Annotated in this window: 20 protein-coding genes and 2 pseudogenes; 16 read left to right on the forward strand and 6 right to left on the reverse strand. The window is 71.9% G+C overall.

The genetic code is table 11. The annotated features are described in order from the left end of the window. Positions 1 to 4 precede the first annotated feature (4 nt). The 4 genes from LNK82_RS19640 (at position 5) to ccsB (ending at position 2,575) form a co-directional block, all read left to right on the forward strand. On the forward strand, positions 5 to 355 hold the full coding sequence (locus tag LNK82_RS19640; RefSeq protein WP_308257239.1) for a BlaI/MecI/CopY family transcriptional regulator: 351 nt from the start codon (positions 5 to 7) through the stop codon (positions 353 to 355). Beyond that, positions 352 to 1,233 carry a M56 family metallopeptidase gene (locus tag LNK82_RS19645; protein ID WP_230568468.1) on the forward strand — a complete coding sequence of 294 codons (882 nt, stop codon included), beginning with the start codon at positions 352 to 354 and terminating at the stop codon, positions 1,231 to 1,233. The genes LNK82_RS19640 and LNK82_RS19645 overlap by 4 nt, the downstream gene beginning before the upstream one ends. 69 nt (positions 1,234 to 1,302) lie before the next feature. Next, positions 1,303 to 1,683 (forward strand): hypothetical protein, encoded by a 381-nt coding sequence (locus LNK82_RS19650; protein ID WP_230568469.1) that lies wholly within the window; start codon positions 1,303 to 1,305, stop codon positions 1,681 to 1,683. Beyond that, on the forward strand, positions 1,676 to 2,575 hold the full coding sequence (gene ccsB, locus LNK82_RS19655; protein WP_230568470.1) for a c-type cytochrome biogenesis protein CcsB: 900 nt from the start codon (positions 1,676 to 1,678) through the stop codon (positions 2,573 to 2,575). Before LNK82_RS19650 ends, ccsB begins: the two co-directional genes overlap by 8 nt. Here ccsB and LNK82_RS19660 read toward each other — a convergent pair. Together LNK82_RS19660 and LNK82_RS19665 are read right to left on the reverse strand one after the other, a co-directional pair. Beyond that, positions 2,557 to 3,519, reverse strand: a complete 963-nt coding sequence (locus LNK82_RS19660) for a GlxA family transcriptional regulator (protein WP_230568471.1) — start codon at positions 3,517 to 3,519, stop codon at positions 2,557 to 2,559. The genes ccsB and LNK82_RS19660 overlap by 19 nt on opposite strands. 159 nt (positions 3,520 to 3,678) lie before the next feature. Beyond that, on the reverse strand, positions 3,679 to 4,236 hold the full coding sequence (locus tag LNK82_RS19665; RefSeq protein WP_230568472.1) for an EF-hand domain-containing protein: 558 nt from the start codon (positions 4,234 to 4,236) through the stop codon (positions 3,679 to 3,681). 84 nt (positions 4,237 to 4,320) lie between these two features. Here LNK82_RS19665 and LNK82_RS19670 point away from each other — a divergent pair, with 84 nt between their 5' ends. Genes LNK82_RS19670 through LNK82_RS19680 form a run of 3 tightly spaced genes read left to right on the forward strand, consistent with a single transcriptional unit; the run spans position 4,321 to position 7,293 of the window. Further along, positions 4,321 to 5,379 carry an SDR family oxidoreductase gene (locus tag LNK82_RS19670; RefSeq protein WP_230568473.1) on the forward strand — a complete coding sequence of 353 codons (1,059 nt, stop codon included), beginning with the start codon at positions 4,321 to 4,323 and terminating at the stop codon, positions 5,377 to 5,379. Then, the gene (locus tag LNK82_RS19675; protein ID WP_230568474.1) at positions 5,376 to 7,055 is read left to right on the forward strand and encodes a fatty acyl-AMP ligase; all 1,680 of its coding nucleotides are present in this window, start codon (positions 5,376 to 5,378) and stop codon (positions 7,053 to 7,055) included. The genes LNK82_RS19670 and LNK82_RS19675 overlap by 4 nt, the downstream gene beginning before the upstream one ends. Beyond that, the gene (locus LNK82_RS19680; RefSeq protein WP_230568475.1) at positions 7,048 to 7,293 is read left to right on the forward strand and encodes an acyl carrier protein; all 246 of its coding nucleotides are present in this window, start codon (positions 7,048 to 7,050) and stop codon (positions 7,291 to 7,293) included. Before LNK82_RS19675 ends, LNK82_RS19680 begins: the two co-directional genes overlap by 8 nt. A gap of 64 nt (positions 7,294 to 7,357) precedes the next feature. On the opposite strand, the gene LNK82_RS19685 is transcribed toward LNK82_RS19680, so the two are convergent. Beyond that, the gene (locus tag LNK82_RS19685) at positions 7,358 to 8,281 is read right to left on the reverse strand and encodes a phosphotransferase enzyme family protein (RefSeq protein ID WP_230568476.1); all 924 of its coding nucleotides are present in this window, start codon (positions 8,279 to 8,281) and stop codon (positions 7,358 to 7,360) included. Between the two features lie 107 nt (positions 8,282 to 8,388). On the opposite strand from LNK82_RS19685, the gene LNK82_RS19690 reads away from it, so the two are divergent. After that, complete coding sequence (locus tag LNK82_RS19690) at positions 8,389 to 10,395, forward strand: neutral/alkaline ceramidase (RefSeq protein WP_230568477.1); 2,007 nt, start codon at positions 8,389 to 8,391, stop codon at positions 10,393 to 10,395. On the opposite strand, the gene LNK82_RS19695 is transcribed toward LNK82_RS19690, so the two are convergent. Beyond that, complete coding sequence (locus tag LNK82_RS19695; protein WP_230568478.1) at positions 10,392 to 10,829, reverse strand: DUF6098 family protein; 438 nt, start codon at positions 10,827 to 10,829, stop codon at positions 10,392 to 10,394. The genes LNK82_RS19690 and LNK82_RS19695 overlap by 4 nt on opposite strands. Before the next feature lie 61 nt (positions 10,830 to 10,890). Here LNK82_RS19695 and LNK82_RS19700 point away from each other — a divergent pair, with 61 nt between their 5' ends. Genes LNK82_RS19700 through LNK82_RS19710 form a run of 3 tightly spaced genes read left to right on the forward strand, consistent with a single transcriptional unit; the run spans position 10,891 to position 14,473 of the window. Continuing rightward, the gene (locus LNK82_RS19700) at positions 10,891 to 12,399 is read left to right on the forward strand and encodes an FAD-dependent oxidoreductase (RefSeq protein ID WP_230568479.1); all 1,509 of its coding nucleotides are present in this window, start codon (positions 10,891 to 10,893) and stop codon (positions 12,397 to 12,399) included. Next, the gene (locus LNK82_RS19705; RefSeq protein WP_230568480.1) at positions 12,399 to 13,472 is read left to right on the forward strand and encodes a carboxylate-amine ligase; all 1,074 of its coding nucleotides are present in this window, start codon (positions 12,399 to 12,401) and stop codon (positions 13,470 to 13,472) included. The genes LNK82_RS19700 and LNK82_RS19705 overlap by 1 nt, the downstream gene beginning before the upstream one ends. Next, the gene (locus LNK82_RS19710) at positions 13,469 to 14,473 is read left to right on the forward strand and encodes an iron-containing redox enzyme family protein (RefSeq protein ID WP_230568481.1); all 1,005 of its coding nucleotides are present in this window, start codon (positions 13,469 to 13,471) and stop codon (positions 14,471 to 14,473) included. The genes LNK82_RS19705 and LNK82_RS19710 overlap by 4 nt, the downstream gene beginning before the upstream one ends. Positions 14,474 to 14,483: 10 nt before the next feature. On the opposite strand, the gene LNK82_RS19715 is transcribed toward LNK82_RS19710, so the two are convergent. Continuing rightward, on the reverse strand, positions 14,484 to 14,675 hold the full coding sequence (locus tag LNK82_RS19715; protein WP_230568482.1) for a CDGSH iron-sulfur domain-containing protein: 192 nt from the start codon (positions 14,673 to 14,675) through the stop codon (positions 14,484 to 14,486). Then, positions 14,659 to 15,306 carry a HemK2/MTQ2 family protein methyltransferase gene (locus tag LNK82_RS19720; RefSeq protein ID WP_230568483.1) on the reverse strand — a complete coding sequence of 216 codons (648 nt, stop codon included), beginning with the start codon at positions 15,304 to 15,306 and terminating at the stop codon, positions 14,659 to 14,661. Before LNK82_RS19720 ends, LNK82_RS19715 begins: the two co-directional genes overlap by 17 nt. Positions 15,307 to 15,401: 95 nt before the next feature. Between LNK82_RS19720 and LNK82_RS19725 the strand changes: the two genes are divergently transcribed. The 5 genes and pseudogenes from LNK82_RS19725 to LNK82_RS19745 all read left to right on the forward strand — a co-directional run bounded on the left by LNK82_RS19725 (position 15,402) and on the right by LNK82_RS19745 (position 19,113). Next, a complete protein-coding gene (locus LNK82_RS19725; protein WP_230568484.1) occupies positions 15,402 to 16,163 on the forward strand; it encodes an alpha/beta fold hydrolase in 762 nt (253 codons plus the stop codon). 145 nt (positions 16,164 to 16,308) lie between these two features. After that, a complete protein-coding gene (locus LNK82_RS19730) occupies positions 16,309 to 16,761 on the forward strand; it encodes a hemerythrin domain-containing protein (RefSeq protein WP_230568485.1) in 453 nt (150 codons plus the stop codon). 146 nt (positions 16,762 to 16,907) lie between these two features. After that, positions 16,908 to 17,306, forward strand: a pseudogene (locus LNK82_RS46870) (DUF6359 domain-containing protein); the annotation flags it as partial. A gap of 93 nt (positions 17,307 to 17,399) precedes the next feature. After that, positions 17,400 to 18,083: pseudogene (locus LNK82_RS19740) on the forward strand (endonuclease I family protein); the annotation flags it as partial. Between the two features lie 154 nt (positions 18,084 to 18,237). Continuing rightward, positions 18,238 to 19,113, forward strand: a complete 876-nt coding sequence (locus LNK82_RS19745) for an LLM class flavin-dependent oxidoreductase (RefSeq protein ID WP_230568486.1) — start codon at positions 18,238 to 18,240, stop codon at positions 19,111 to 19,113. Positions 19,114 to 20,753: the final 1,640 nt, after the last annotated feature.

Below are 20,753 nucleotides of genomic sequence, written 5' to 3' on the forward strand. Positions count from 1 at the left end.
GGCGGTGACCGGGCTCGGCGAGCTGGAACGGGCCGCGATGGACGTCCTGTGGGACCGCGACGAGCCGGTCGCGGTGCGGGACGTCGTACGTGCGCTCGCCGACCGCGATCTCGCCTACACGACCGTGATGACGGTGCTGAACCGGTTGGCGAAGAAGGGTTTCGTCCGCCGCGAGGCGGGTGAGGGCCGTGCCTGGTACTACACGCCGGTTGCCAGCCGCGAGCAGTACGTCGCGCGGCTGATGCTGGACGCGTTGTCGCTGACCGGCGACCGGGAGACCGCCCTGGCGCACTTCGCGCAGTCGATGACCGCGCCCGAGGCGGAAGCGCTGAGCCAGGCGTTGGACGAGCGGTGAACGCCGCGCTGCACCTCGCGGCGACGCTGGTGCTGTGCGTGGCGGCGGCGGGCCCGCTCGCCCGCGCCCGATGGGTGTGGCGGGCGCCGCGCACCGGGATCCTGCTGTGGCAGATGCTCGGCCTGTCGTGGGCGCTGTCCGCGGTCGGGCTGCTGCTCGCCCTCGGTCTCGCGCCCTACGACGCGCCCATTCCGGTGGCGTTGGGACGGTGGGTGGACGACGCGGTGCGCGGCGACGTGACACCGCTCGCCTTGCTGGTCGTGCTCGGCCTGCTGTCCGCGTTGGACCTGGTGATCGGGCTGCTGTGGACCTGGGGCTCCGTGCTGCGGGTGCGCCGGCGGCACCGCGACGTGCTGGCGCTGGTGGCCCGCCGTGACGACGCGGCGCCCGGCGCGTTCGTGCTCGACCACCCGCACGTGGTCGCCTACTGCGTGCCCGGCGCGCGGTCGGCCGTCGTGCTCAGCTCGGGCGCGCTGACCGCGTTGACCCGCGACCAGGTGGACGCCGTGCTCGGCCACGAGCACGCGCACGGGCGCGAGCGGCACGACTTGGTGCTGCTGCCGTTCAGCGCGTTGTGCTCGGTGCTGCCGAAGGTCCGCCTGGTGCGGTCGGTGGCGCGGGCCGTGGCGCTGCTGGTGGAGATGCGCGCCGACGAGAGCGCGAGCCTGCGCCACGGCGCCCAGCCCCTCGCCGCGGCACTGCGCGCGTTCGGCTCGGCGCGTCCGCCCGAGGGCGCCCTCGGCGCGGCCGACGTCGCGGTGGCGGCACGGCTGGTCCGCCTGGCCGGGCTGCCGCCGCTGCCCGCGGTCCTGCGGTGGTCCGCCCTGGTGGGCGGACTGGTGCTGGTCGCAACCCCGCTGAGCTTTTTGGTGTGGTGACCCCTCTCCGAGGACTACTACAACGTGTAGTGCTACGTTGCGTAGTAGTCCTCTCGGAGGGGTTCCTCGATGATCCAAGTCCTGGCGACCGCGTTGACGGTCGTCGCGTTGGCCGCCGCGGCCTGGGCGCTGGCGCTGGCCGTGCTCGACCACCCGATCACGTTGCGCACCAAGCCGACGCTCGGGTTGGCGGTGGTCGTCCTGCTGCTGGAGGCGGGACTGCTGGTGCAGGCCGTGGCGGGTGTGGTGGCGATGCTCGGCTCGGACCGCGAGCTGGACCGGGCGACGTTCGTCGGCTACCTGGTCGGCGTCGCGGTGGTGCTGCCGCTCGGCGCGGTGTGGTCGGTGGCCGAACGGTCCCGGTGGGGCGCGGGGGTGCTGACCGTGACCTGCCTGAGCGTGCCGGTGATGATCCTGCGGCTCGACCAGTTGTGGGCCGGCCATGGGTGACCGCCTCGCCGTGCCCGCCCTGCTCAGCGACTGGCTGTTCACCAGCGCGTTCGGCGTCTACATGTTCGCCGCCCTGCTCTGCTCCGCCGAGTACGCGCTGACCCGGCACGCGGCGAACCCGCCCGCGTTCGCCGTGCGCGTCGGGCGTGCCGGCGTCGCGCTGACCGTCCTGGGTGGACTGCTGCACCTGGGATCGGTGGTGCTGCGCGGTGTGGCGACCGGCCGCGTGCCGTGGGGCAACATGTACGAGTACCTGTCGGCGGTGGGGCTCATCGCCGTCGTCGCCTGGCTGTACGTGGTGTCCCGGTACGACATGCGCCGGATGTCGGTGTTCGTGCTGCTGCCGATCGCGTCGCTGCTGTTCCTGGCGGGCAACCGGCTCTACGCCGAGGCCGCGCCGCTCGTGCCGCCGCTGCGCTCGTACTGGATCGTCGTCCACGTCGCCGCGGCGATCATGGCCAGTGGCGTGTTCCTGCTGTCCGGTGTGGTCAGCGCGCTGCACCTGGTCAGCTCGGGCGAGTTCTCGAGGAAGGGCGACGAGCTCTCGGGGAAGGGCGGGCCGAGCCGTCGGCTGCCACCCGTCGAGCACCTGGACAAGATCGCCTACCGCACCGGCGCGGTCGGGTTCCTGACGTTGACGTTCGCGATCATCACCGGCGCGGTGTGGGCGGAGCAGGCGTGGGGCCGGTTCTGGGGTTGGGACCCGAAGGAGACGGTCGCCTTCGTGTCGTGGGTCTGCTACGCCGCCTACCTGCACGCGCGGGCCACGGCGGGCTGGCGCGGCCGGCGCTCGGCGTGGCTCAACGTCGTCGGCCTGGTCGTGGTGCTGTTCAACCTGTTCTTCGTCAACCTGGTCGCGGTCGGCCTGCACTCCTACGCGGGGGTCGACTGAGCCGGACGCCGGAAGGCCGAGCGGTAGGCGTGGGGGTTGGTGCCGACGACCCGCTTGAACCGGTCCCGGAACGCGGTGGGCGAGCCGAAGCCGACCCGTGCGGCGATCCGGTCCACCGGGTGGTCGGTGGCCTCCAGCAGGTGCTGCGCCCGGCGGATGCGCGTGCGGTGCAGCCACTGCAACGGCGTGGTGCCGGTCTGCTCGCGGAAGCGGCGGTTGAGGGTGCGGGTGCTCATGCCCGCGTGCGCGGCGATGTCGGCCAGGCCGAGGTCGCGCGCGCAGTTGTCCGCCATCCACCGCAGCACGGGTTCGAGCACGGAGCCGCGGGTCGTCGGCGGCTGCTCGTGCACGATGAACTGCGCCTGCCCGCCTTCGCGCTCCAGCGGCATCACCGACAGGCGGGCGGCGTCGGCGGCCACCGCGGAGCCGTAGTCCTGGCGGATCAGGTGCAGGCACAGGTCGAGCCCGGCGGCGGCGCCGGCCGACGTGAGCAGCCGCCCGTTGTCCACGTAGAGGACGTCGGGGTCGACCTCGATCCCGGGGTGGCGCGCGGCCAGCGCGTCGGCCGCCGACCAGTGGGTCGTGGCGCGCAACCCGTCGAGCAGGCCGGTGGCCGCGAGGATGAACGCGCCGGAGCAGATCGACGCGAGCCGAGCGCCACCCGCGGCGGCGGCCCGGAGGGCGTCGAGCACCTCGTCCGGGATCGGCGCGGTCGCGTCGGCGCAGCCGGGCAGGATCACGGTGTCCGCGTCGGCCAGGGCGTCCAGGCCCCACGGCGGTTGGAGGGTGAACGCGCCCGCGTCGACCGTCGGCGTGGCGCCGCAGACCAGCACGCGGTAGGCGGGCTCGCCGCCGGGGAGTCGGGTGCGGGTGAACACCTCGATCGGCGTGGACAGGTCGAACGGGACGACCCGGTCGAGGGCGAGGACGGCCACCGTGCGCATGCGGGAACCGTAGCCGCGCGGCCGGTCACGTCGGACGGCGCGCCTCGGGGTCTCGCGGCGCGGCCGGCTGTCACCCGGTCTCGTGACCTGCCCGGAGATCGCCGGAAACCTGATCCTGCCGGGTGTGGCCGATCGCCGTCCGCACCCGGCAGGCCGGGGTCAGGCCGCGATCGGCCCGAAGATCCAGTTTCCCCTGGCGCCCTCCTCCGTGCTGCGGAAGAACTGCTCGTTGGCGGCGTGCAGTTCGCCGCGGTCGAGCGAGCCGTTGCCGTCCAGGTCGAGCTTGTCGAACGCGGCGTTGCCCGCGTCCTCGGACAGGCGGAAGGCGCTGGCCGCCATGCGCACGTACTCGGTCCTGGTGATCCGGCCGTCGCCGTCGACGTCCATCAGGTCGTAGAAGGCGTCCGCGACCGGTGCGATGTGGGTCTGGTAGCCGCCGTCGGACGCGGTCACGAACCGGTCCATGCCCGAGGAGTACTCGTCGACGTCGACGCGGTCGTCCCCGTCGGCGTCCATCGGGCGCGTGACCGCCTCCCACAGCGCGTTGTAGCGGTCCCGGACGAGTTCGCTCTCGGGCGAGCCCGGCGCGTACCCGAACGCGGTGACGAGCCGATCGGCGGACGCCGTGTAGTCCATCCTGTCGATGGTCCCGTCGTCGTCCACGTCCAGCAGGGCGAAGAGGTGTGCGAGTTTCCGTTTCAGCAGTTCGTTGAGCATGCGATGGTCACCTTTCTCCGGCGGCGTATTACGCTGGCGACGTGAACGCTACTGTTTGCGCTGTGACCACGGTAAGGTTGCCGAATGGCTGACCATGTGGTAGACGGAGCCAATGGGTTTGTCGCCTCACATCTGATCGGTGCGCTCGTGGCCCGCGGTGACGCGGTGGTCGCCTTGGCGCGCGCCAGTGAGGAAGTGGTCAGGAGGAAGGTCTCCGACGCGCTGGTCACGCTGCACCTGGACCCTTCCCTGGCGAGGAAGGTGCAGGTCAGGCAGTTCTCGCTGGCCGAAAAGGAGCTGGGGATATCGGCTTCCGACGTGTTCGTCGAACCGTGCACGTATTGGCACAGCGCCGCCCTCATCACGTTCTTCCCGCGTCGCGAGGCCGAGTTGCACGCGGTCAACGTGGTCGGCTCCACCAATGTCACCGCCGCGTTCGCCAGGCACGCCAAACCCGGTTCCCGTTATGTCCACGTCAGCACGGCCTACCAACACGGGACCACGGACGGTAGAGCGCTCGAGCAATGGCCTGAATACGCTCACCCGTCCGAGTTCCGGAATGACTACGAACACTCGAAAAGATTGGCCGAAGTAGAGCTCTCTCAGACCGGATTAGCTCACAAGGGTGACGTGCTCGTCGCCCGATTGGGCGTCATGGTCGGCCACTCCGGGACCGGCCGGGCGCTGACCGACCTCGGGATGTACGACTTCCTCAGGGTCATCGCGCTGTTCGCCAGGCGCACCCCCGGCCAACGCGTCCGCTTCGTCTGCCACCCGAGGGCCGCTCTGCACCTGACACCGGTCGACGGCACCGTGGACCGGATGCTCGCGCTGGCGAGCGGCCCGCTCGACCGGCCGGTGCGCCACCTCGTGCCCCCGACCGCGGTGCCGGTGACCGACCTGTTCGCCGCGATCTCCGCGCACCTGCCCGTCGAGCTGGTCGCGGTCACCGCCGCGGAGGTCGAAGCCGAGCCCTTCAGCAGGTTCGAGGCGATCGTCAACATGCGGTGCAAGTTCACCTCCCCGTACCTGCGCTACGAGTACCAGTTCGAGTCCCACGCGGACGCCGAGCCGCCACCCGTCACGCCTCGCATCCTCGACCTCCTGATCTCCTGGTACACCCGCGAGGGGCTCCCCGAATGACGGACTTCGTCACCCGCTTCCGCGCCCGCCCGCGCCCCGACCGGAAGGTCACCTACCTGCCCGAAGGGCGGCCGGCGGCCGAACTGACCCACCTGGAGCTCGACCGGAGGGCCAGGGCGGTGGCGTCCTGGCTGACCGGGTCCGGGATGGCGGGCAGACCGGTGCTGCTGCTCTACCCCGCCGGACTGGACTTCCTCGTCGCGTTCCTGGGCTGCCTCTACGCGCGTGCCGTGGCGGTGCCCGCGCCCCTGCCGCTGTCCGGCGCCTCGCGAGTGGACCGGGTGGACCGCCTGCTCGAGGACTCGGGCGCGCGACTGGTGCTCACCGACGGGGCGCACGTGGCCGCGTTGGACGGGCTGTCGGCGCGGACCTTCGACGAGACGCCCGCCCCCGACTCGTGGGAGCCGTCGGAGGCGGGCACCGGCACCGTCGCCTACCTCCAGTACACCTCGGGGTCGACCAGCCGGCCGCGCGGCGTCGAGGTCACCCGCGGCAGCCTGACGCACAACCTCGAGCTGTTCGGGAAGATCGCCGGCGACGTCCCCGTCCGGCGCATCGGCGGCTGGCTGCCGCACCACCACGACATGGGGCTCGTCGGGCTCCAGCTGCAGGCGCTGCACGCGGAAGCCGACCTGGTCCTGCTGTCACCGGAGGCGGTGGTGGCCCGGCCGATCCGCTGGCTGCGCGCGATCAGCGACCACCGGGTGGACTGGACCGTGGCCCCCGACTTCGGCTACGCGTGGGCGACCCGCCGAATCGGTGACGAGGAGCTCGAAGGACTCGACCTGTCGTGCCTGACGATGGCGGTCAGCGGAGCCGAGCCGATCCGGATCGCCACGCTGGACGCGTTCGCCGAGCGGTTCGCGCCGGTCGGGTTCCGGCGCACCGCGCTCAACCCGGGGTACGGCCTCGCCGAATCCACCCTGGTGGTCACGTGCACCTCACGTGGACTCGGACCGACCGTGCGCTCGTTCGCCTCGGCGTCGCTGGCAGCCGGGGTGGCCGTGCCCACGTCGGACGCGGACGGCGTGCCGCTGGTCGGGTGCGGCGAGCCGGGCGACATGGAGGTGCGCATCGTCGACCCGGTTGTGGGCGGCGAGGTGGGCGACGGCACGATCGGGGAGATCAGGGTGGCCGGGCCCAGCCTGGCCGCGGGCTACCACCGCGACCCCGCCGCGACGCGCGCCACGTTCGTCACCGACTCGGCCGTCCGGTGGCTGCGGACCGGCGACCTGGGCTTCCTCCTCGACGGGCAGCTGTACGTCACCGGGCGGCTGAAGGAACTGATCATCGTCCGCGGCCGGAACCTGTACCCGCAGGACTTCGAGTTCTCGGCGCGGGAGGCGCACCCGGACGCGGGCCGGGGCGCGGCCTTCGGCGTGCGGGCCGCCGACGGGGAGGAGCAAGTGGTGCTGGTGCAGGAGTTGCGCCGCGCCTCGCGGGTGGACCCCGCCGAGTTCGCCGACGCCGTGCTCGACGTCGTGACCAAGCAGTTCGGCGTGTCGGTGAGCCTCGTGGTCGTCCGTCCGAACACGATCCGCCACACCACGAGCGGCAAGGTGCGTCGGGGGCACATGCGCGACCTGTTCCTCGGCGGCGGGCTGTCGGCGCTGCACCGCGAGCTGTCACCCGCCGTCGCCGCCGTCCTCGCCGTCCCGGAGGTCGACCATGCCTGACGAGTCGTTGAGGGCGTGGCTCGTCGACGCCGTGGCGGGATACGTGGGTCTGCCGCCCTCGCGGGTCGGCACCGGGGTGGCGCTGCGCTCGCTCGGCTTCGACTCCGTGCACGCCATGGGTCTGTGCGTCGACATCGAAGAGCGCTGGGGCGTTCTCGTGGAACCCACGCTGGCCTGGGACTTCCCGACCATCGACACCATCGTGGCGCACCTCGGCCCGCAGATCGACCGGACGTGAGCCGTCGCGGTGGGCGCGACCGGCGCCACGTCGACCGGCCGGGTGGTCGCCGTGGGCGGCGGGCTCACGCGGCGTCGGCTCGACGGAGGCGTTCGGTCGCCTGCGCGCGGACGGCCTCACCGGACACCGGCGTGCTGCCGTGCAGGGCCTCCCAGCGGGCGTTGTGCGCCGCCTGCCAGAGGCTCGCCGCCCACGCGACCTCCAGCTCCTCCGCGGTGAACCGGCGTCCCCGGAGGTCCTGGTAGGCGTCGAGGAACGCGGCGGAGCTCTCGATCGGGGCCAGCGTCGGCGGTGACGCGTGCACGAACGACCCGCACGCCGCGCCCACCAGCGCCGCCTCCGGCTGCCAGGCCAGGCTGTCCCAGTCGTGCACGACCCACACCTCCCCGTCCCGCCAGCGGAGGTTCTGCCCCTCGTAGTCGGCGTGCCCGAGCACGCACGGCAGGTCGGCGGCCAGGAGCCGCTTGCGCACCCGGGCCGCCGTGTCGACGACGTGCTCGGGCACGGCCGCCTGGTCCCGGTCGTCCAGCAAGGGGACCGCCGGCCACAGCCCCGGATCCGCGTGGTCCCACCGTGCCCAGCGCGGGTTCGGCAGCGGCGGCGGGACGGTCACGTCGACCAGGCCGGCCATCAGGCGGGCGAACACCTCCGCGTAGCGGGCGGCGACGTCCGGCGAGTCGCCCATCAGCGGCTCGCCGCCCGGCCGGTACTCCTCGGCGTGCACGGCCAGCGCGCCCACGGTGTCCGCGGGCGTGAGCGGCCGGGCACACGGGAAACCCCGCTCCGCCAGCCTGGCCTGCGCGGCGACGCACGACGCGGCACGGCCGTCGTCCTCGCGCGCCTTCACCACGACCTCGCGCCCGCCGGCCAACCGCAGCCCGAAGACCGCCGACATCTGCCGCACCTCGAACAGGACGCCGACCGGCTCGGCGCCCAACCGGTCCGCGCACCACGCCGGCAACCAGTCCGGCAGGCCGTCCGACATCACGACGACCACTGTGCCAGGCGGGGGCTTGCCCGCGTGTCCTGGATCACCTACCGTCGAGTAAAGGTGAAGACGTTTCGCGTATGGGTGAACCGGGTCGGGGAGTGCGGATGCGGGTCTCGCGACGGTCGTTGGCGGCAACGGCGCTGGTCGGCGCGCTGGTCGTGGTCGGACTGCCGGTCGCGGACGCCGCGCCGCAGCCGTACCTGGTGGGTCGCGGCATCTCCGACGTCACCGGTCCGGCCGCCGAGAACGGGATGATGGGCTACTCGGCGTTCGACCAGAAGACCACCGGCATCCACCAGCGGCAGCGCTCACGCGCGTACGTCGTGGTCGACCAGGCCACAGGCAAGCGCGTCGCGTACGTCAACGCGGACCTGGCGATGATCTTCCGGGCGGTGCAGGAGGCGGTGCTGGCCAAGCTCCAGGCCCGGTACGGCTCGCTCTACACCCGCGAGAACGTGCTGCTGTCCGCCACCCACACGCACGCCGGGCCCGGCGGCTACTCGCACAACCTCGCCTACAACCTCTCGATCCTGGGCATGCAGCCGCAGACGCTGGCCGCGATCACCGACGGCATCACGGAGTCGGTCGTGCGCGCGCACGAAGACCTCAAGCCCGGCGAGCTGACCCTGGGCCGCGGCGAGCTGACCGACGCCAGCGTGAACCGCTCCCGGGTCGCGTTCGAGCGCAACCCCGACAAGGGCCACTTCCCCCGGGCGATCGACCCCGCCATGACGGTGCTGCGGTTCCGGCAGAACGGCGCGGACGTCGGCGCGATCAGCTGGTTCGCCACCCACAACACGTCGATGACCAACAAGAACACGCTGATCAGCCCGGACAACAAGGGTTACGCGTCCTACCAGTGGGAGCACGACGACCGGGGCGTGCGGTACCTGGAGGACCGGCCCGGGTTCGTCGCCGCGTTCTCCAACACGAACGCCGGCGACATGTCGCCGAACCTCAACCTGCGCCCCGGCTCCGGTCCGACCGAGGACGAGGTGGAGAACACCCGGATCATCGGCGAGCGGCAGAACCGCAAGGCGCAGCAGGTGTTCGCGGGCCCGCAGACACCGGTCACCGGAGCGGTGGACTACCGGATGCGGTTCGTCGACATGGCCGCGGTCGCCGTCGACGGCCGGTACACCACCGACGGGCGACCCGGCACCACGTGCCCCGGCGTCGTCGGCGCGTCCACCATGGCGGGCAGCGTCGAGGACGGCCCGGCGATCCCCGGCTTCCGCGAGGGCATGACCAGCCCGTGGAAGGCGCTGTTCGAGCCCTTGGACGTCGAGGTCCCGCAGTGGCTGCGGGACTGCCAGTACCCGAAGGCGTCGCTGGTGCCGACCGGCCTGGTGCAGGCCACGCCGAACGTGCTGCCGCTTCAGGTGGTGAAGATCGGGCCGCTGCACCTGGTCGCCGTTCCGGGCGAGGTGACGATCGTGGCGGGCCTGCGGATCCGGCGCGCGGTGGCCGCCGAGGCGGGCGTGCCGCTGGAGGACGTGCTGGTGCAGGGCTACGCCAACGACTACAGCCAGTACGTGACCACGCCGGAGGAGTACGACCTCCAGCAGTACGAGGGCGGCTCGACGCTGTTCGGCCGCAACACCCTGCCCGCCTACCAGCAGGAGTTCGCCAAGCTGGCCGCGTCCCTGCGCGCCGGCACACCCCTCGCGCCCGGCGCCACGCCGACCAAGCCACCGTTCACCGAGCTCAACCTCCAGACCGGGGTGGTGTTCGACGACAAGGCGCCGTGGCACTCCTTCGGCCAGGTGCTCACCGAGCCGGCCGCCGGCTACGCCCGCGGCCAGACCGCCACGGCGGTCTTCGTCACCGGCCACCCGAAGAACAACCTCCGCCGCAACGGCACGTTCCTGGAGGTGCAGCGCCTGGTCGACGGCGCCTGGACCAGGCACGCGGACGACGGCGACTGGTCCACCCGCTACCGCTGGCAGCGCGACGGCGTGGCCAACTCGAACGCCACGGTCACCTGGACGATCCCGGCCGACACGCCCGCGGGCACCTACCGCATCGTCCACCACGGCGACTGGAAGAGCGGCTGGACGGGCGCGATCACCCCGTTCACCGGCGCAACGAGGACGTTCACCGTCGGCTAACCCTCGCGGTCCAGGGGGCCCCACGACGTGGCGGCGTGCTCCTCGACCAGGCGCTCGCACTCGGCGAGCGCCTCGTCCGTGATCCACCCGATCGGGTGAAGGCACTCGACCAGGGGCTCGTTGTCCGGGCCCCGACCGACCTCGGTGCCTTCCAAAATCCACGGTCGCGTGCCCGGCCCGCGGCGTTCCCGCAGGTGGCGGTAGTCGTGCAGGCGACGGGCCACCCAGAGCCGCAGTGGTCTGTCGCCCCACCAGGGTTCGACCGTCAGCGCGTTGGCGGACAGGCCGGGCAGCCGCACGCCGCTCAACCCGTCCCGGCTGCACCGGTCGCTGTCCGCCTCCGGACCGCGCGACCAGCGCACGTACAGCTCACGGGCGGGCGCGCGGTCCTCGACCAAGGCGACCAGGTCGGCGAGATCGGCGAAGGTGCGCATGCGCCGGGGTTACCGCAGGAACGGAGGTTCGAACACGGAACGCCCGGGTATGAGCTAGAGCATGACGGAAGCGACCACGACCGCCCGCCACTCGCTGTGGTCCGAGGCGATACCGCACGGCCGGTTCCCCGTGCTCACCGGTGAGACGGCGGTGGACGTGGCGGTGGTCGGCGGTGGCATCACCGGCATCACCACCGCGTTGCTGCTCAAGCGCGCGGGCCTGCGGGTCGTGGTGGTCGAAGCCGACCGGGTCGGCAGCGGCGTCAGCGGCAACAACACCGCCAAGGTGACCGCCCTCCAGTCCACTGTGTACTCGACCATCGAGCGCAAGCACAACGCCGAGGCGGCGGCCGACTACGCCTCCGGCAACGCCGCCGCCGTCGAGCGGGTCGCCGCGCTGGTGTCCGAGGTGGGCGTCGACTGCGACCTGCGCCGGATGCCCGCCTACACCTTCGCGTTCGACGACCGGGAACTCGACGCGGTCGAGGAGGAGGCCTCCGCCGCCGCGAAGGCGGGCCTGCCGGTGTCACGCGACCGCGGCGAGCAGATGGGCGTGCCGTTCCCGATCGCGGGCGCGGTGCGGCTGGACGACCAGCTGGCGATCCACCCGGTCAAGTACGTGCGCGGCCTGGCGGAGGCGGTGGACGGCGACGGGTCGCGGGTCTACGAGGCGAGCCGGGTGCTGCGCATCGAGGACGGAACGCCGTGCCGCGTCCACACCGACGAGGGCACCGTCGTCGCCGAGCGCGTGGTGATCGCCACGCACTACCCGATCCTGGACCGCGGCCTGTACTTCGCGCGGCTGGAGCCCGTGCGCTCCTACTGCGTCGCGGTCCGGTTGGCGTCGGGCACGCCGCCGACGGGCCTGGGCATCAGCGCGGGCAGCACCACGTGGTCGCTGGCGAGGTCCGGCGACCTGCTGATCGTCGCGGGGCGCGGCCACGCCGCTGGCTCGTCGCCGGGCGAGCCGTACGACGAGCTGACGAAGTTCGCCGCCGAGCACTGGGACATCGCCGAGGTCACCCACCGCTGGTCCGCGCAGGACCCGACGTCCTACGACAACCTGCCGATGATCGGCCCCTACCTGCCGGGCTCGTCCACGTTGTACGGCGCGACCGGGTTCATGAAGTGGGGCCTGAGCAACGGCACCATGGCCGCGGAACTGCTGACCGACCTGATCGTGGGCCGGGAGAACCCGCTGGCGGCGCGGTTCAGCCCGCACCGGCTGACCCTGGGCGCCACGCCGAAGCTGGCGATGATGAACGCGAAGGTGGCCGTCGACCTGGTCGGCGACCGGCTGAAGTCCGCCGAGGTCGACTCGGTCGCGGACGTGCCGGCAGGGCAGGCGCGGGTGGTGCGTGACGGCACGGGCAAGGCGGGGGTGTACCGCGACGAGGCGGGCGGCGTGCACGGCGTGTCCCTGCGCTGCACGCACTTGGGCTGCCTGGTGCGGTTCAACCCCGCCGAACGCAGCTGGGACTGCCCGTGCCACGGGTCGCGGTTCGACGTGGACGGCGCCGTGCTGGAAGGCCCGGCGACCAAGCCGCTGCCGCGCCGCGATCCCGCCTGATGACGGTGGGCGTCGAGGAGGAGTTCCTCCTCGTGGACCCGGCGACGCGTCGTCCCTCGGCGCGTGCGGCGGATGTGCTGGCACGCGTGCGGGACCTGCCGCCGGGCGCGCACGTCCACCTCGAGCTCAGCGCCGTGCAGGTGGAGTTCGCCAGCGGTGTGTGCGGCGGCCTGGACGAGCTGCGCGACCAGCTGACGGCCGGTCGGCGTGCGTTGGCCGAGGCCGCTCACGCCGAGGGGTTGTGGCTGGTCGCGGCGGGTGCACCACCGTTGGCCGACCCGCGACCGGCGTTGAGCGCGGGGGAGAGGTTCGAGCGGGTCGGGTCGATGTACGGCGCCCAAGTGGACGGCTACCAGTGCTGCGGCTGTCACGTGCACGTCGGCGTGCCGGACCGGGAGACGGCCGTGCACGTGGTCAACCACCTGCGGCGATGGCTGCCGACGCTGCTGGCGCTCGGCGGCAACTCGCCGTTCGACCGGGACCGCGACACCGGCTACGCGAGCTGGCGGATGATGGACCAGGCGGCGTTCCCAGGCTCGGGCGTGCCGCCGTTCTGCCGCACGGCCGCGGAGCAGGACGCGCGCGTGGCCCGGCTGGTGGACTGCGGCGCGCTGGTGGACGCGAGCCAGACGTTCTGGCTGGCCAGGCCGTCACCGCGCTACCCGACCGTCGAGGTCCGGGCCGCCGACACCGCGGCCACCGTGGACGACGCCCTGCTCCAAGCGGGCCTGACCAGGGCGCTCGTCGACACGGCGCGCACCGCCGGAGCCGCGCCCGAGCTGGACGACCAGGTGCTGGCGGCGGCCGTGTGGTCGGCGGCCCGGCACGGGCTGTCCGGTCCGGGGGTCGACCCGGTCACCGCACGTCAGGTGCCCGCCGTCGAGCTCGTGGAGGCGTTGCTGGCGCACGTGTCCGAAGCGCTGGGCGACGACCGCGAGCTGGTCCACGCGCTGGTGCGCGACGTGCTCGACCGGGGAACGGGCGCGCAGCGGCAGCTGAGGGCGGGATCACCGGAAGCCGCCGTGGAGCTGCTCGCGTGCACCCCGGCGGGAACGGGTAGTCCACGGTCATGACCACTGTGGACCCTGCTGTCGACCGAGCGGTGCTGCCCGCGCCGCGCGGCCCCCTGTCCGCCGCCGTCCTGGACGCCCTGCGCGGCGACCCGCCCGCGGCCGGCCTGCCGTCGCACGTGTCGGCCGAACCCTACGGCGAAGACCTGCACCTGGCCCTGCACGTGTGCTACGAGCTGCACTACCAGGGCTTCGCGGACGTCTCGGACTCCTGGGAGTGGGATCCAGGGCTGTTGGGCTTCCGCGCTGCGCTGGAACAGGTGTTCCTGAACGCGTTGCGCGCCGACGTGCCCGGCGGCGCGGACATCGGCGGTGTGCTGGACGAACTGCTGGTGGAGCCGGTCGACGGCGTCGGCGTGAGCCACTTCCTCAAGGACGAGGGGGAGTGGTGGCACATGCGCGAGTACATGGCGTTGCGCTCGATCTACCACCTCAAGGAGGCGGACCCGCACGCGTGGGTGATCCCGCGCCTGCGCGGTGCGGCGAAGGCGGCGCTGGTGGCCGTCGAGTTCGACGAGTTCGGCGGCGGACGCGGCGACCGCATGCACTCGCGGCTGTTCGCCGACCTGCTCGCGGGCGCCGGGCTGGACAACGGCTACCTCCGGTACCTGGAGCACGCTCCCGCGGTGATGCTGGCGACGGTCAACCTGATGTCGTTGTGCGGACTGCACCGGTCGTTGCGCGGCGCGCTGGTGGGGCACTTCGCCGCCGCCGAGATCACCACCGCGCCCAGCGCCACGCGCATGGCGAAGGCGTTGGAACGGCTGGACGCGCACCCCGACTGCGTGGAGTTCTTCACCGAGCACATCGAGGCGGACGCGGTGCACGAGCAGGTGATGCGGCGGGACGTGATCGGCGACCTGCTGGCCCGTGAGCCGGAGCTGACCGAATCCGTCGTGTTCGGCGTGCAGGCCACGGAACTGCTCGAACAACGGCTCGGCGACCACCTCCTCCGCGCGTGGGAAGAGGGGCAGACGGCGTTGCGCCTGCCCCTGCCCCTCTGACGGACATCGGTCAACGTCGTTTGCGGTGGCTCGTGTCGCACAGCGGGTAACGCTTGCTGCGGCGGCACGCGCACACCGCGACGACGAACCGGTCCGAGCACACCACCTCGCCGTCCTCCAGCCGCAGTTCGACCGGCCCCTCCACCAGGATCGGCCCACCGGGCACGACGGTCACCACCCGGGCGTCACGCTGCGTCGGCACGGATCACCACCAGTTCCTCGTGCTCCTGCTCGTGGTCGATGAGCCCGCGCCGGGCCAACCACTCCGCCCGCTCGCGCATCACCGGCCCGAACGGGACCGTGCGGCGGGCCACCACCGACGCCTTCAGGCCACCGCCGCGCAACTGCCTCAGGGTGACGTCCGGGTCGCACAGCCCGGAGTGCACCACCAGCCCCATGCCCTTGTCCGCCAACAACAACGGCATCACCGCGCACAACCGGTCGAGCAGGGAACGGCCGTTCGGCCCCGCGTCCCAGGCCCGCGCGGGCCCTCGGTCCGGCACGCCGTCGCTGGGCACGTAAGGCGGGTTGGCCGTGATGACGTCGAACTTGCCGTGCCCCACCAGGTCGCCGAAGTCACCGCGCCGCACGCGCACCGACATGCCGCGCACCCGGGCGTTGGCCCAGGCGGCGAGGAGGGCGCGTCTGCTCACGTCCACCACGGTGATCTCACGCGCTCCCGCCAATCCCGAGGCGACCGCCAGCGCGCCGGTGCCGGTGCACACGTCGAGCACCCGGCCGCCACTCGGTATGCCGGCCTCCTCCAGCGCCTCGGCCATCAACCACGTGTCTTCCTGGGGCCGGTAGACGCCCGGCGGCCTCAACAACCACATAGGACTGTTGTTCCCGGCCTTCCGGCCGACAAACGGAAGGAATGGATCGCCGTGGATCGGGGAATCCCAGTGGCCCGGCGACGCAGGGAGGTCGGATGAGTGCGGTCGAGGTGCCTCGTGCGGTGGCCGGCGAACAGGTGCTGGTGGCTTTGCTCGGCATCCCGCGCTTGTTGGCCCATCCGGCGTGGCGCGCCGTCGACCGGGACGAGGGACGCGGGCTCGGCGTGGTGCTGGTGCCGGGTTTCGGGTTCGGCGACTGGAGCCTGCGACTGGCCAGGACCTGGCTGCGCAAGCGGGGTTACGCGCCGATCGGCGCGCGGATCGGGATGAACGTCGGCTGCACGTCGGAGTTGGTCGACCGGTTGGAGCGCAGGCTGGAGAAGCACGTCGAGGCGACCGGCGGGCCGGTGGTGCTGCTCGGGCAGAGCCGCGGCGGTGGTCTGGCCAGGCTGGTGTCGGTGCGCAGGCCCGAACTCGTGCGTGGTCTGGTCATGCTCGCCAGCCCGGTGCTGGACCAGCTCGGCGCGCACCCCAGCGTGATGCGGGTCGCGCGGACCATGGCGCGGCTGTCGAGTGCGGGCGTTCCGGGCCTGTTGAACGAGGAGTGCTTCGCGGGCACGTGCTACGACACCAACTCCGCCGCGATGGGGCAGCCTTTGAAGGTGCCGGCCATCGCGGTGTTCTCCCGCAACGACCTCATCGCGCCGTGGGAGCTGTGCGCCGACCCGTGCGCGGATTGCATCGAGGTGAGCAGCACGCACACCGGCATGGGCCTCGACCCCGAGGTGTACCGGCTCCTCGCGCCGCGACTGGCCGAATGGGCGCGGAGCCGGGAACCGGTGTCGGCGACGAGCTGACACGCGGCCCGGAAGCCTCCCCGGCCGGCGACCGTGGGAAGATCGATCCGCGGGTGCGGGAGAAGGTGTGGTTCTCCGGGCTGGTGATCCCGTTGTCCGCGGATCGGGGTCCGGAGGTGAGCACGTCATCGAACCGTCGTCGCGCTTGGAGGCGTTCGGGAACCAGCTCGTGCAGGCGCACATCGCGCTGCGCGAACGGCTGGAGGCGTTGAGCGACGGCTTGGCCGACGGGGCGCGCGTCACGGACCTGTGGTCGCACTGCCTCTCGTTCTGCGCCGCGCTGGAGCGGCACCACACTGCCGAGGACGACGGCGTGTTCCCCGTGCTGGCCCGCGAGCACCCGGAGCTGCGGCCGGTGCTCGACGAGCTGGGCCGTGATCACCGGATCGTGTCGGACGCCCTGGCCGCGCTGGGGGAGTTGGGCGACGCCGAGCCGGAGGTGCTGCAACGCGAGCTGGCCGGCGTGGCGGCGTTGATGGAAACGCACTTCACGTACGAAGAGCGCAAGATCGCGGACGTGCTGTCGGCGTTGACCGGGCGGCTCGGTGAGACCGACGCGGAGCTGATCACGCGCGCCACCACGGGGTACGACGCTTAACTGCTCTCAATAGCTTCAGTGTTGACTAAAAGTCGTTCGTTCTCGTGACGATTGTTCCGTGATCATTCACTCGAACGTGTGATCTTTCGTGCGATCCTGCCTGCGTGCGGCAACCCTGCGCCGCGCTCGGGAGGAGACACCCCATCGTGCGACCACGACCCCTGCTGAATCCCCTTGCCGTTGTCGTTTCCGTCGTCGCCGTCGCAGCGGCCCTGCTGATCCCCACCGCTGCCGCCGGCGCGACGCCGATCACCGTAGCCCAGGCCATCGGCCAGCAGAACGGCGCGTCCGCGACCGTGCGCGGCTACGTCGTCGGGCAGCCCACCGCCACCAACACCGTGGTGCGGTCCGGTTTCCCGTCCGACTACGCGTTGGCGCTGGCCGACTCGCCGACCCAGACGAGCACGAGCCAGATGCTGTACGTGCAGATCACGTCCGCGTTCCGGGCCCAGTGGGGCCTGCGGACCAACCCCGGCCTGCTCGGTGCGCGGATCGACGTCACCGGTCCGCTGAACGCGTACTTCTCGCACGCGGGCCTCACGTCGCCGACCGCGTTCGCCAACGCGGGCACCACGCCGACGTCCACCACGACCCGGCCCACCGCCACGTCCACGACGACTCCGGGCGGCGGCTACGACGACACGTACTACCGCAACGCGCTCGGCAAGACCGGCGCGTCGTTGAAGACGGCCCTGAACGGGATCATCCGGACCAACACCAAGCTGTCGTACGACCAGGTGTGGGAGGCGTTGAAGGTCACCGACCAGGACCCGAACAACAGCGCCAACGTGATCCTGCTCTACACCGGTCGTTCGCAGGGCAAGACCACCAACGGCGGTGACCCCGACGACTGGAACCGCGAGCACGTCTGGGCCAAGTCCCACGGCGACTTCGGCACCGCGACCGGTCCGGGCACCGACATCCACCACCTGCGTCCGACGGACGTCTCGGTGAACGCCGAGCGGGGCAACAAGGACTTCGACCTCGGTGGTTCGCCGGTCGGGGAGGCTCCCGGCAACTACACCGACGCCGACTCGTGGGAGCCGCGCAACGCGGTGAAGGGCGACGTCGCGCGGATGCTGTTCTACATGGCGGTGCGGTACGAGGGCGGCGACGGCTACCCGAACCTGGAGATGAACGACAACGTCAACAACGGCACCGCGCCGTACCACGGCAGGTTGTCGGTGCTGCTGCGGTGGAACGCGCAGGACCCGCCGGACGCGTTCGAGAAGCGTCGCAACCAGGTGATCTACGACTCCTACCAGCGCAACCGCAACCCGTTCGTCGACCACCCCGAGTGGGCGGCGTCGATCTGGGGCTAGGTCGGCGCTCGAGACGCCCGGTCCGGACTCCCCGGTCGAGGGGTCGGGACCGGGCGTTCGCGCGTCGCCGGGCAGTGGATCACCCGGTCCGGTGTTGACCGCTCACGCCTCCTCTGTTCGAATGAACGCATCGCTTGTTCACGGAGGGGGAGTCATGCGCGCCGGGATCACGATCCTGCCGGAGTACCGCTGGGCCGAGGCGAAGCCGCGGTGGTTGGCGGCGGAGGCGTACGGGTTCGCTCACGCGTGGACGTTCGACCACTTGGGGTGGGGTCCGCTGGTCGGCCACACGTGGTTCGGCTCGGTGCCCACGTTGAGCGCGGCGGCGTTGGCAACGTCGCGGATCGAGCTGGGGTTCATGGTCGCGTCGCCGAACTTCCGCCACCCGCTGCCGTTCGCGCGGGACGTGCTGGCGTTGGACGACCTGTCGGACGGCAGGATCTCGGTGGGCATCGGCGCGGGCGGGGTGGGCGGTTATGACGTCGAGGTGTTCGGCGGCGCGACCAAGGCCGCGAGCCCGGCGCGCCGGTACCAGGAGTTCGTCGAGCTGTTGGACGCCTTGCTGACCAGGGATCGGGTCGACTACTCCGGCGAGTACTACACGGCGGTCGAGGCCCGGAACGCGCCTGGCTGCGTGCAACGGCCTCGCACACCGTTCATCCTGGCCGCGGACGGGCCGAGGGGGCAGGCGTTGGCCGCGAAGCACGGCCAGGGGTGGGTGACCCTGGGTTCGGCGCGGGATTCGCTGGACTCGTGGTGGAAGTCGTTGGCCGAGTTGTCGGCGCGGTTCGACGAGGCGCTGGCCGCCGAGTCCCGCGACCGCGCGTCGGTCCGCCGGTTCCTGCAGACCGACGCCGCGCCGGTGTTCTCGCTGTCGAGCGTGGAGTGCTACCGGGACTTCCTGGGCAGGGCGGACGAGCTGGGCTTCACCGACGTGCTGGCGCCGTGGCCGAGAGCGGACGGCCCGTTCGCCGGTGACGAGTCGATCCTGGACACCGTGGCCGCCGACGTGCTGCCGACGTTGTCCTGAGGGGCCGGGCCCCGCTCGGCTGTAGGGTTCGCGGCATCATCTGCTTGGCCAGCGGCGGTGCGGTGAGCAGGCGACGGCGTAGCCGAACTGGCGGCATCCTGCCCGTCAATCGTCGCTGATCTTGTGCATGGAGCGGACTCCAACACCCCCGCCTGCTCACCCGTCGAGAGCTCGACATCGTCGGTCCGGTGGCGAAAGCCCGGGTGTGGACGTCGCCGAGCCCGAACCTCGACGCCGACCACCGCACGGTCTCCCGTTTCGCCTCGGACGCGGCAGACGCGTCCGAGGCGGCCGGGCTGTGGGTCGAACGCCGCCGGCAACCAGTCGCCGGCCATGCCCGCCGGCGTTCCGCCGCGGGTGCCGAGCCCGAAGCGCCGGGGCTCGGCGGACGCGGAGAATCCCACCTCGCCACCGGGCACGGCGGGAAGGTCGGGCAGGGGCACCACCGCACTTCCCGCCGCACCTGCCCGCCCGCTCAAGCCACCGGACTCGGACCCCGTCGGCCCGTTCGCCATCCCTGGCCGCAGGAGTAGGGACCTCCGCGTCGTCCCCCGCCTATACCGAAGGCCGCCGTCACCCAGGTGGTGGGTCCAGTCACTCCTCGTAGGTCCTTTGTGGACCACGTTGCGACGTCACCCTGGCGCTCCTTCACCGTGCGTAGTCGGTCGCCGGTCGCCGTTCGGGCCCCGGCGGATCGTCCGCCGGCCAGCCGGTGCGAGCGCTCGTCCGTGCGGTGAGGTGCCTGCCGTGACCGCCGTCTTGCGGGTTCGTCACGGGCTGCGTCTGACATTTCTCTTGACCAATCGGAAAGTCCGGTGAGTGTCACTCGAACTCGTGAATTCGGACGGTGGTCGGATCACCGACAACCACCCCTGCCACGCGTCCGATGACCATCCGGATGAACTACCGCGGAAGATCGCAACCTGCCCGAGTGGTGTTCGGTTCAACTACTGCCACTTCCTCTGGGTGACTGTTAGCTTGCCATCAGCGATTACGTCTGGTGAGGAGGCAAGGGGTGAAGCGCTTGTTCGGCGTGGTGCTCAGTGCATTCGCCGCCGCTGTACTGCTGCCCGTGAGCCCGGCGGCGCAGGCGGCCGCCGACGTGCCCGTGCACGGCACGTCCTTCAAGGCCTGACCGCGGTGGTGGTCAACCCCAACCGATGTGGAGAGGGCGCACGTGTCCTTCGATCTGGTCGTGGTCGGAGTCGGCTGCGTAGGGCTGCCGCCGGCGGCGGCGACCGCTGCGGGTACGGCGGTGGCGGGTACGAAACCGATCCGGCCGTGATCGCGGGCGCCGACACCGTGGTGATCTGCGTGCCCACCGGTCTGGCGCCTGACGGGCGACCCCCGATCCTGGAGCGGCACGGCCACGTGGCCGGTGAGGACTTCCCGCTCGGCTGCTCGCCGGAACGCATCGACCCCGGCAACCGCACCTTCGGCATCCGCACCACGCCCGAGGTGATCAGCGGGCACACCCCGTTGTGCACCAAGCACTGCGCGACCTTCTCCTGCCGGGTCGTCGACTCCGTCGTGGTGGCTCGCGGCACCCGCGAGGCCGAGATGGTGAAACTGCTCGAGAACACCTGCGGGTACGCGAAACCGTTCGGCTTCCAGCCGTTCACCCCCGGACCGGGCGTGGG

It is taken from the genome of Saccharothrix luteola (assembly GCF_020859565.1).
GTDB lineage: Bacteria > Actinomycetota > Actinomycetes > Mycobacteriales > Pseudonocardiaceae > Actinosynnema > Actinosynnema luteola.

What these genes read in the sequence shown, in the direction of transcription:
- ccsB (WP_230568470.1), top strand. Translation starts at nt 1,676, where the DNA reads ATGGGTGACCGCCTCGCCGTGCCCGCCCTGCTCAGCGACTGGCTGTTC.
- LNK82_RS19670 (WP_230568473.1), top strand. Translation starts at nt 4,321, where the DNA reads ATGGCTGACCATGTGGTAGACGGAGCCAATGGGTTTGTCGCCTCACAT.
- LNK82_RS19680 (WP_230568475.1), top strand. Translation starts at nt 7,048, where the DNA reads ATGCCTGACGAGTCGTTGAGGGCGTGGCTCGTCGACGCCGTGGCGGGA.
- LNK82_RS19695 (WP_230568478.1), bottom strand. Translation starts at nt 10,829, where the DNA reads ATGCGCACCTTCGCCGATCTCGCCGACCTGGTCGCCTTGGTCGAGGAC.
- LNK82_RS19665 (WP_230568472.1), bottom strand. Translation starts at nt 4,236, where the DNA reads ATGCTCAACGAACTGCTGAAACGGAAACTCGCACACCTCTTCGCCCTG.
- LNK82_RS19675 (WP_230568474.1), top strand. Translation starts at nt 5,376, where the DNA reads ATGACGGACTTCGTCACCCGCTTCCGCGCCCGCCCGCGCCCCGACCGG.
- LNK82_RS19720 (WP_230568483.1), bottom strand. Translation starts at nt 15,306, where the DNA reads ATGTGGTTGTTGAGGCCGCCGGGCGTCTACCGGCCCCAGGAAGACACG.
- LNK82_RS19660 (WP_230568471.1), bottom strand. Translation starts at nt 3,519, where the DNA reads ATGCGCACGGTGGCCGTCCTCGCCCTCGACCGGGTCGTCCCGTTCGAC.
- LNK82_RS19745 (WP_230568486.1), top strand. Translation starts at nt 18,238, where the DNA reads ATGCGCGCCGGGATCACGATCCTGCCGGAGTACCGCTGGGCCGAGGCG.
- LNK82_RS19650 (WP_230568469.1), top strand. Translation starts at nt 1,303, where the DNA reads ATGATCCAAGTCCTGGCGACCGCGTTGACGGTCGTCGCGTTGGCCGCC.
- LNK82_RS19705 (WP_230568480.1), top strand. Translation starts at nt 12,399, where the DNA reads ATGACGGTGGGCGTCGAGGAGGAGTTCCTCCTCGTGGACCCGGCGACG.
- LNK82_RS19700 (WP_230568479.1), top strand. Translation starts at nt 10,891, where the DNA reads ATGACGGAAGCGACCACGACCGCCCGCCACTCGCTGTGGTCCGAGGCG.
- LNK82_RS19690 (WP_230568477.1), top strand. Translation starts at nt 8,389, where the DNA reads ATGCGGGTCTCGCGACGGTCGTTGGCGGCAACGGCGCTGGTCGGCGCG.
- LNK82_RS19725 (WP_230568484.1), top strand. Translation starts at nt 15,402, where the DNA reads ATGAGTGCGGTCGAGGTGCCTCGTGCGGTGGCCGGCGAACAGGTGCTG.
- LNK82_RS19710 (WP_230568481.1), top strand. Translation starts at nt 13,469, where the DNA reads ATGACCACTGTGGACCCTGCTGTCGACCGAGCGGTGCTGCCCGCGCCG.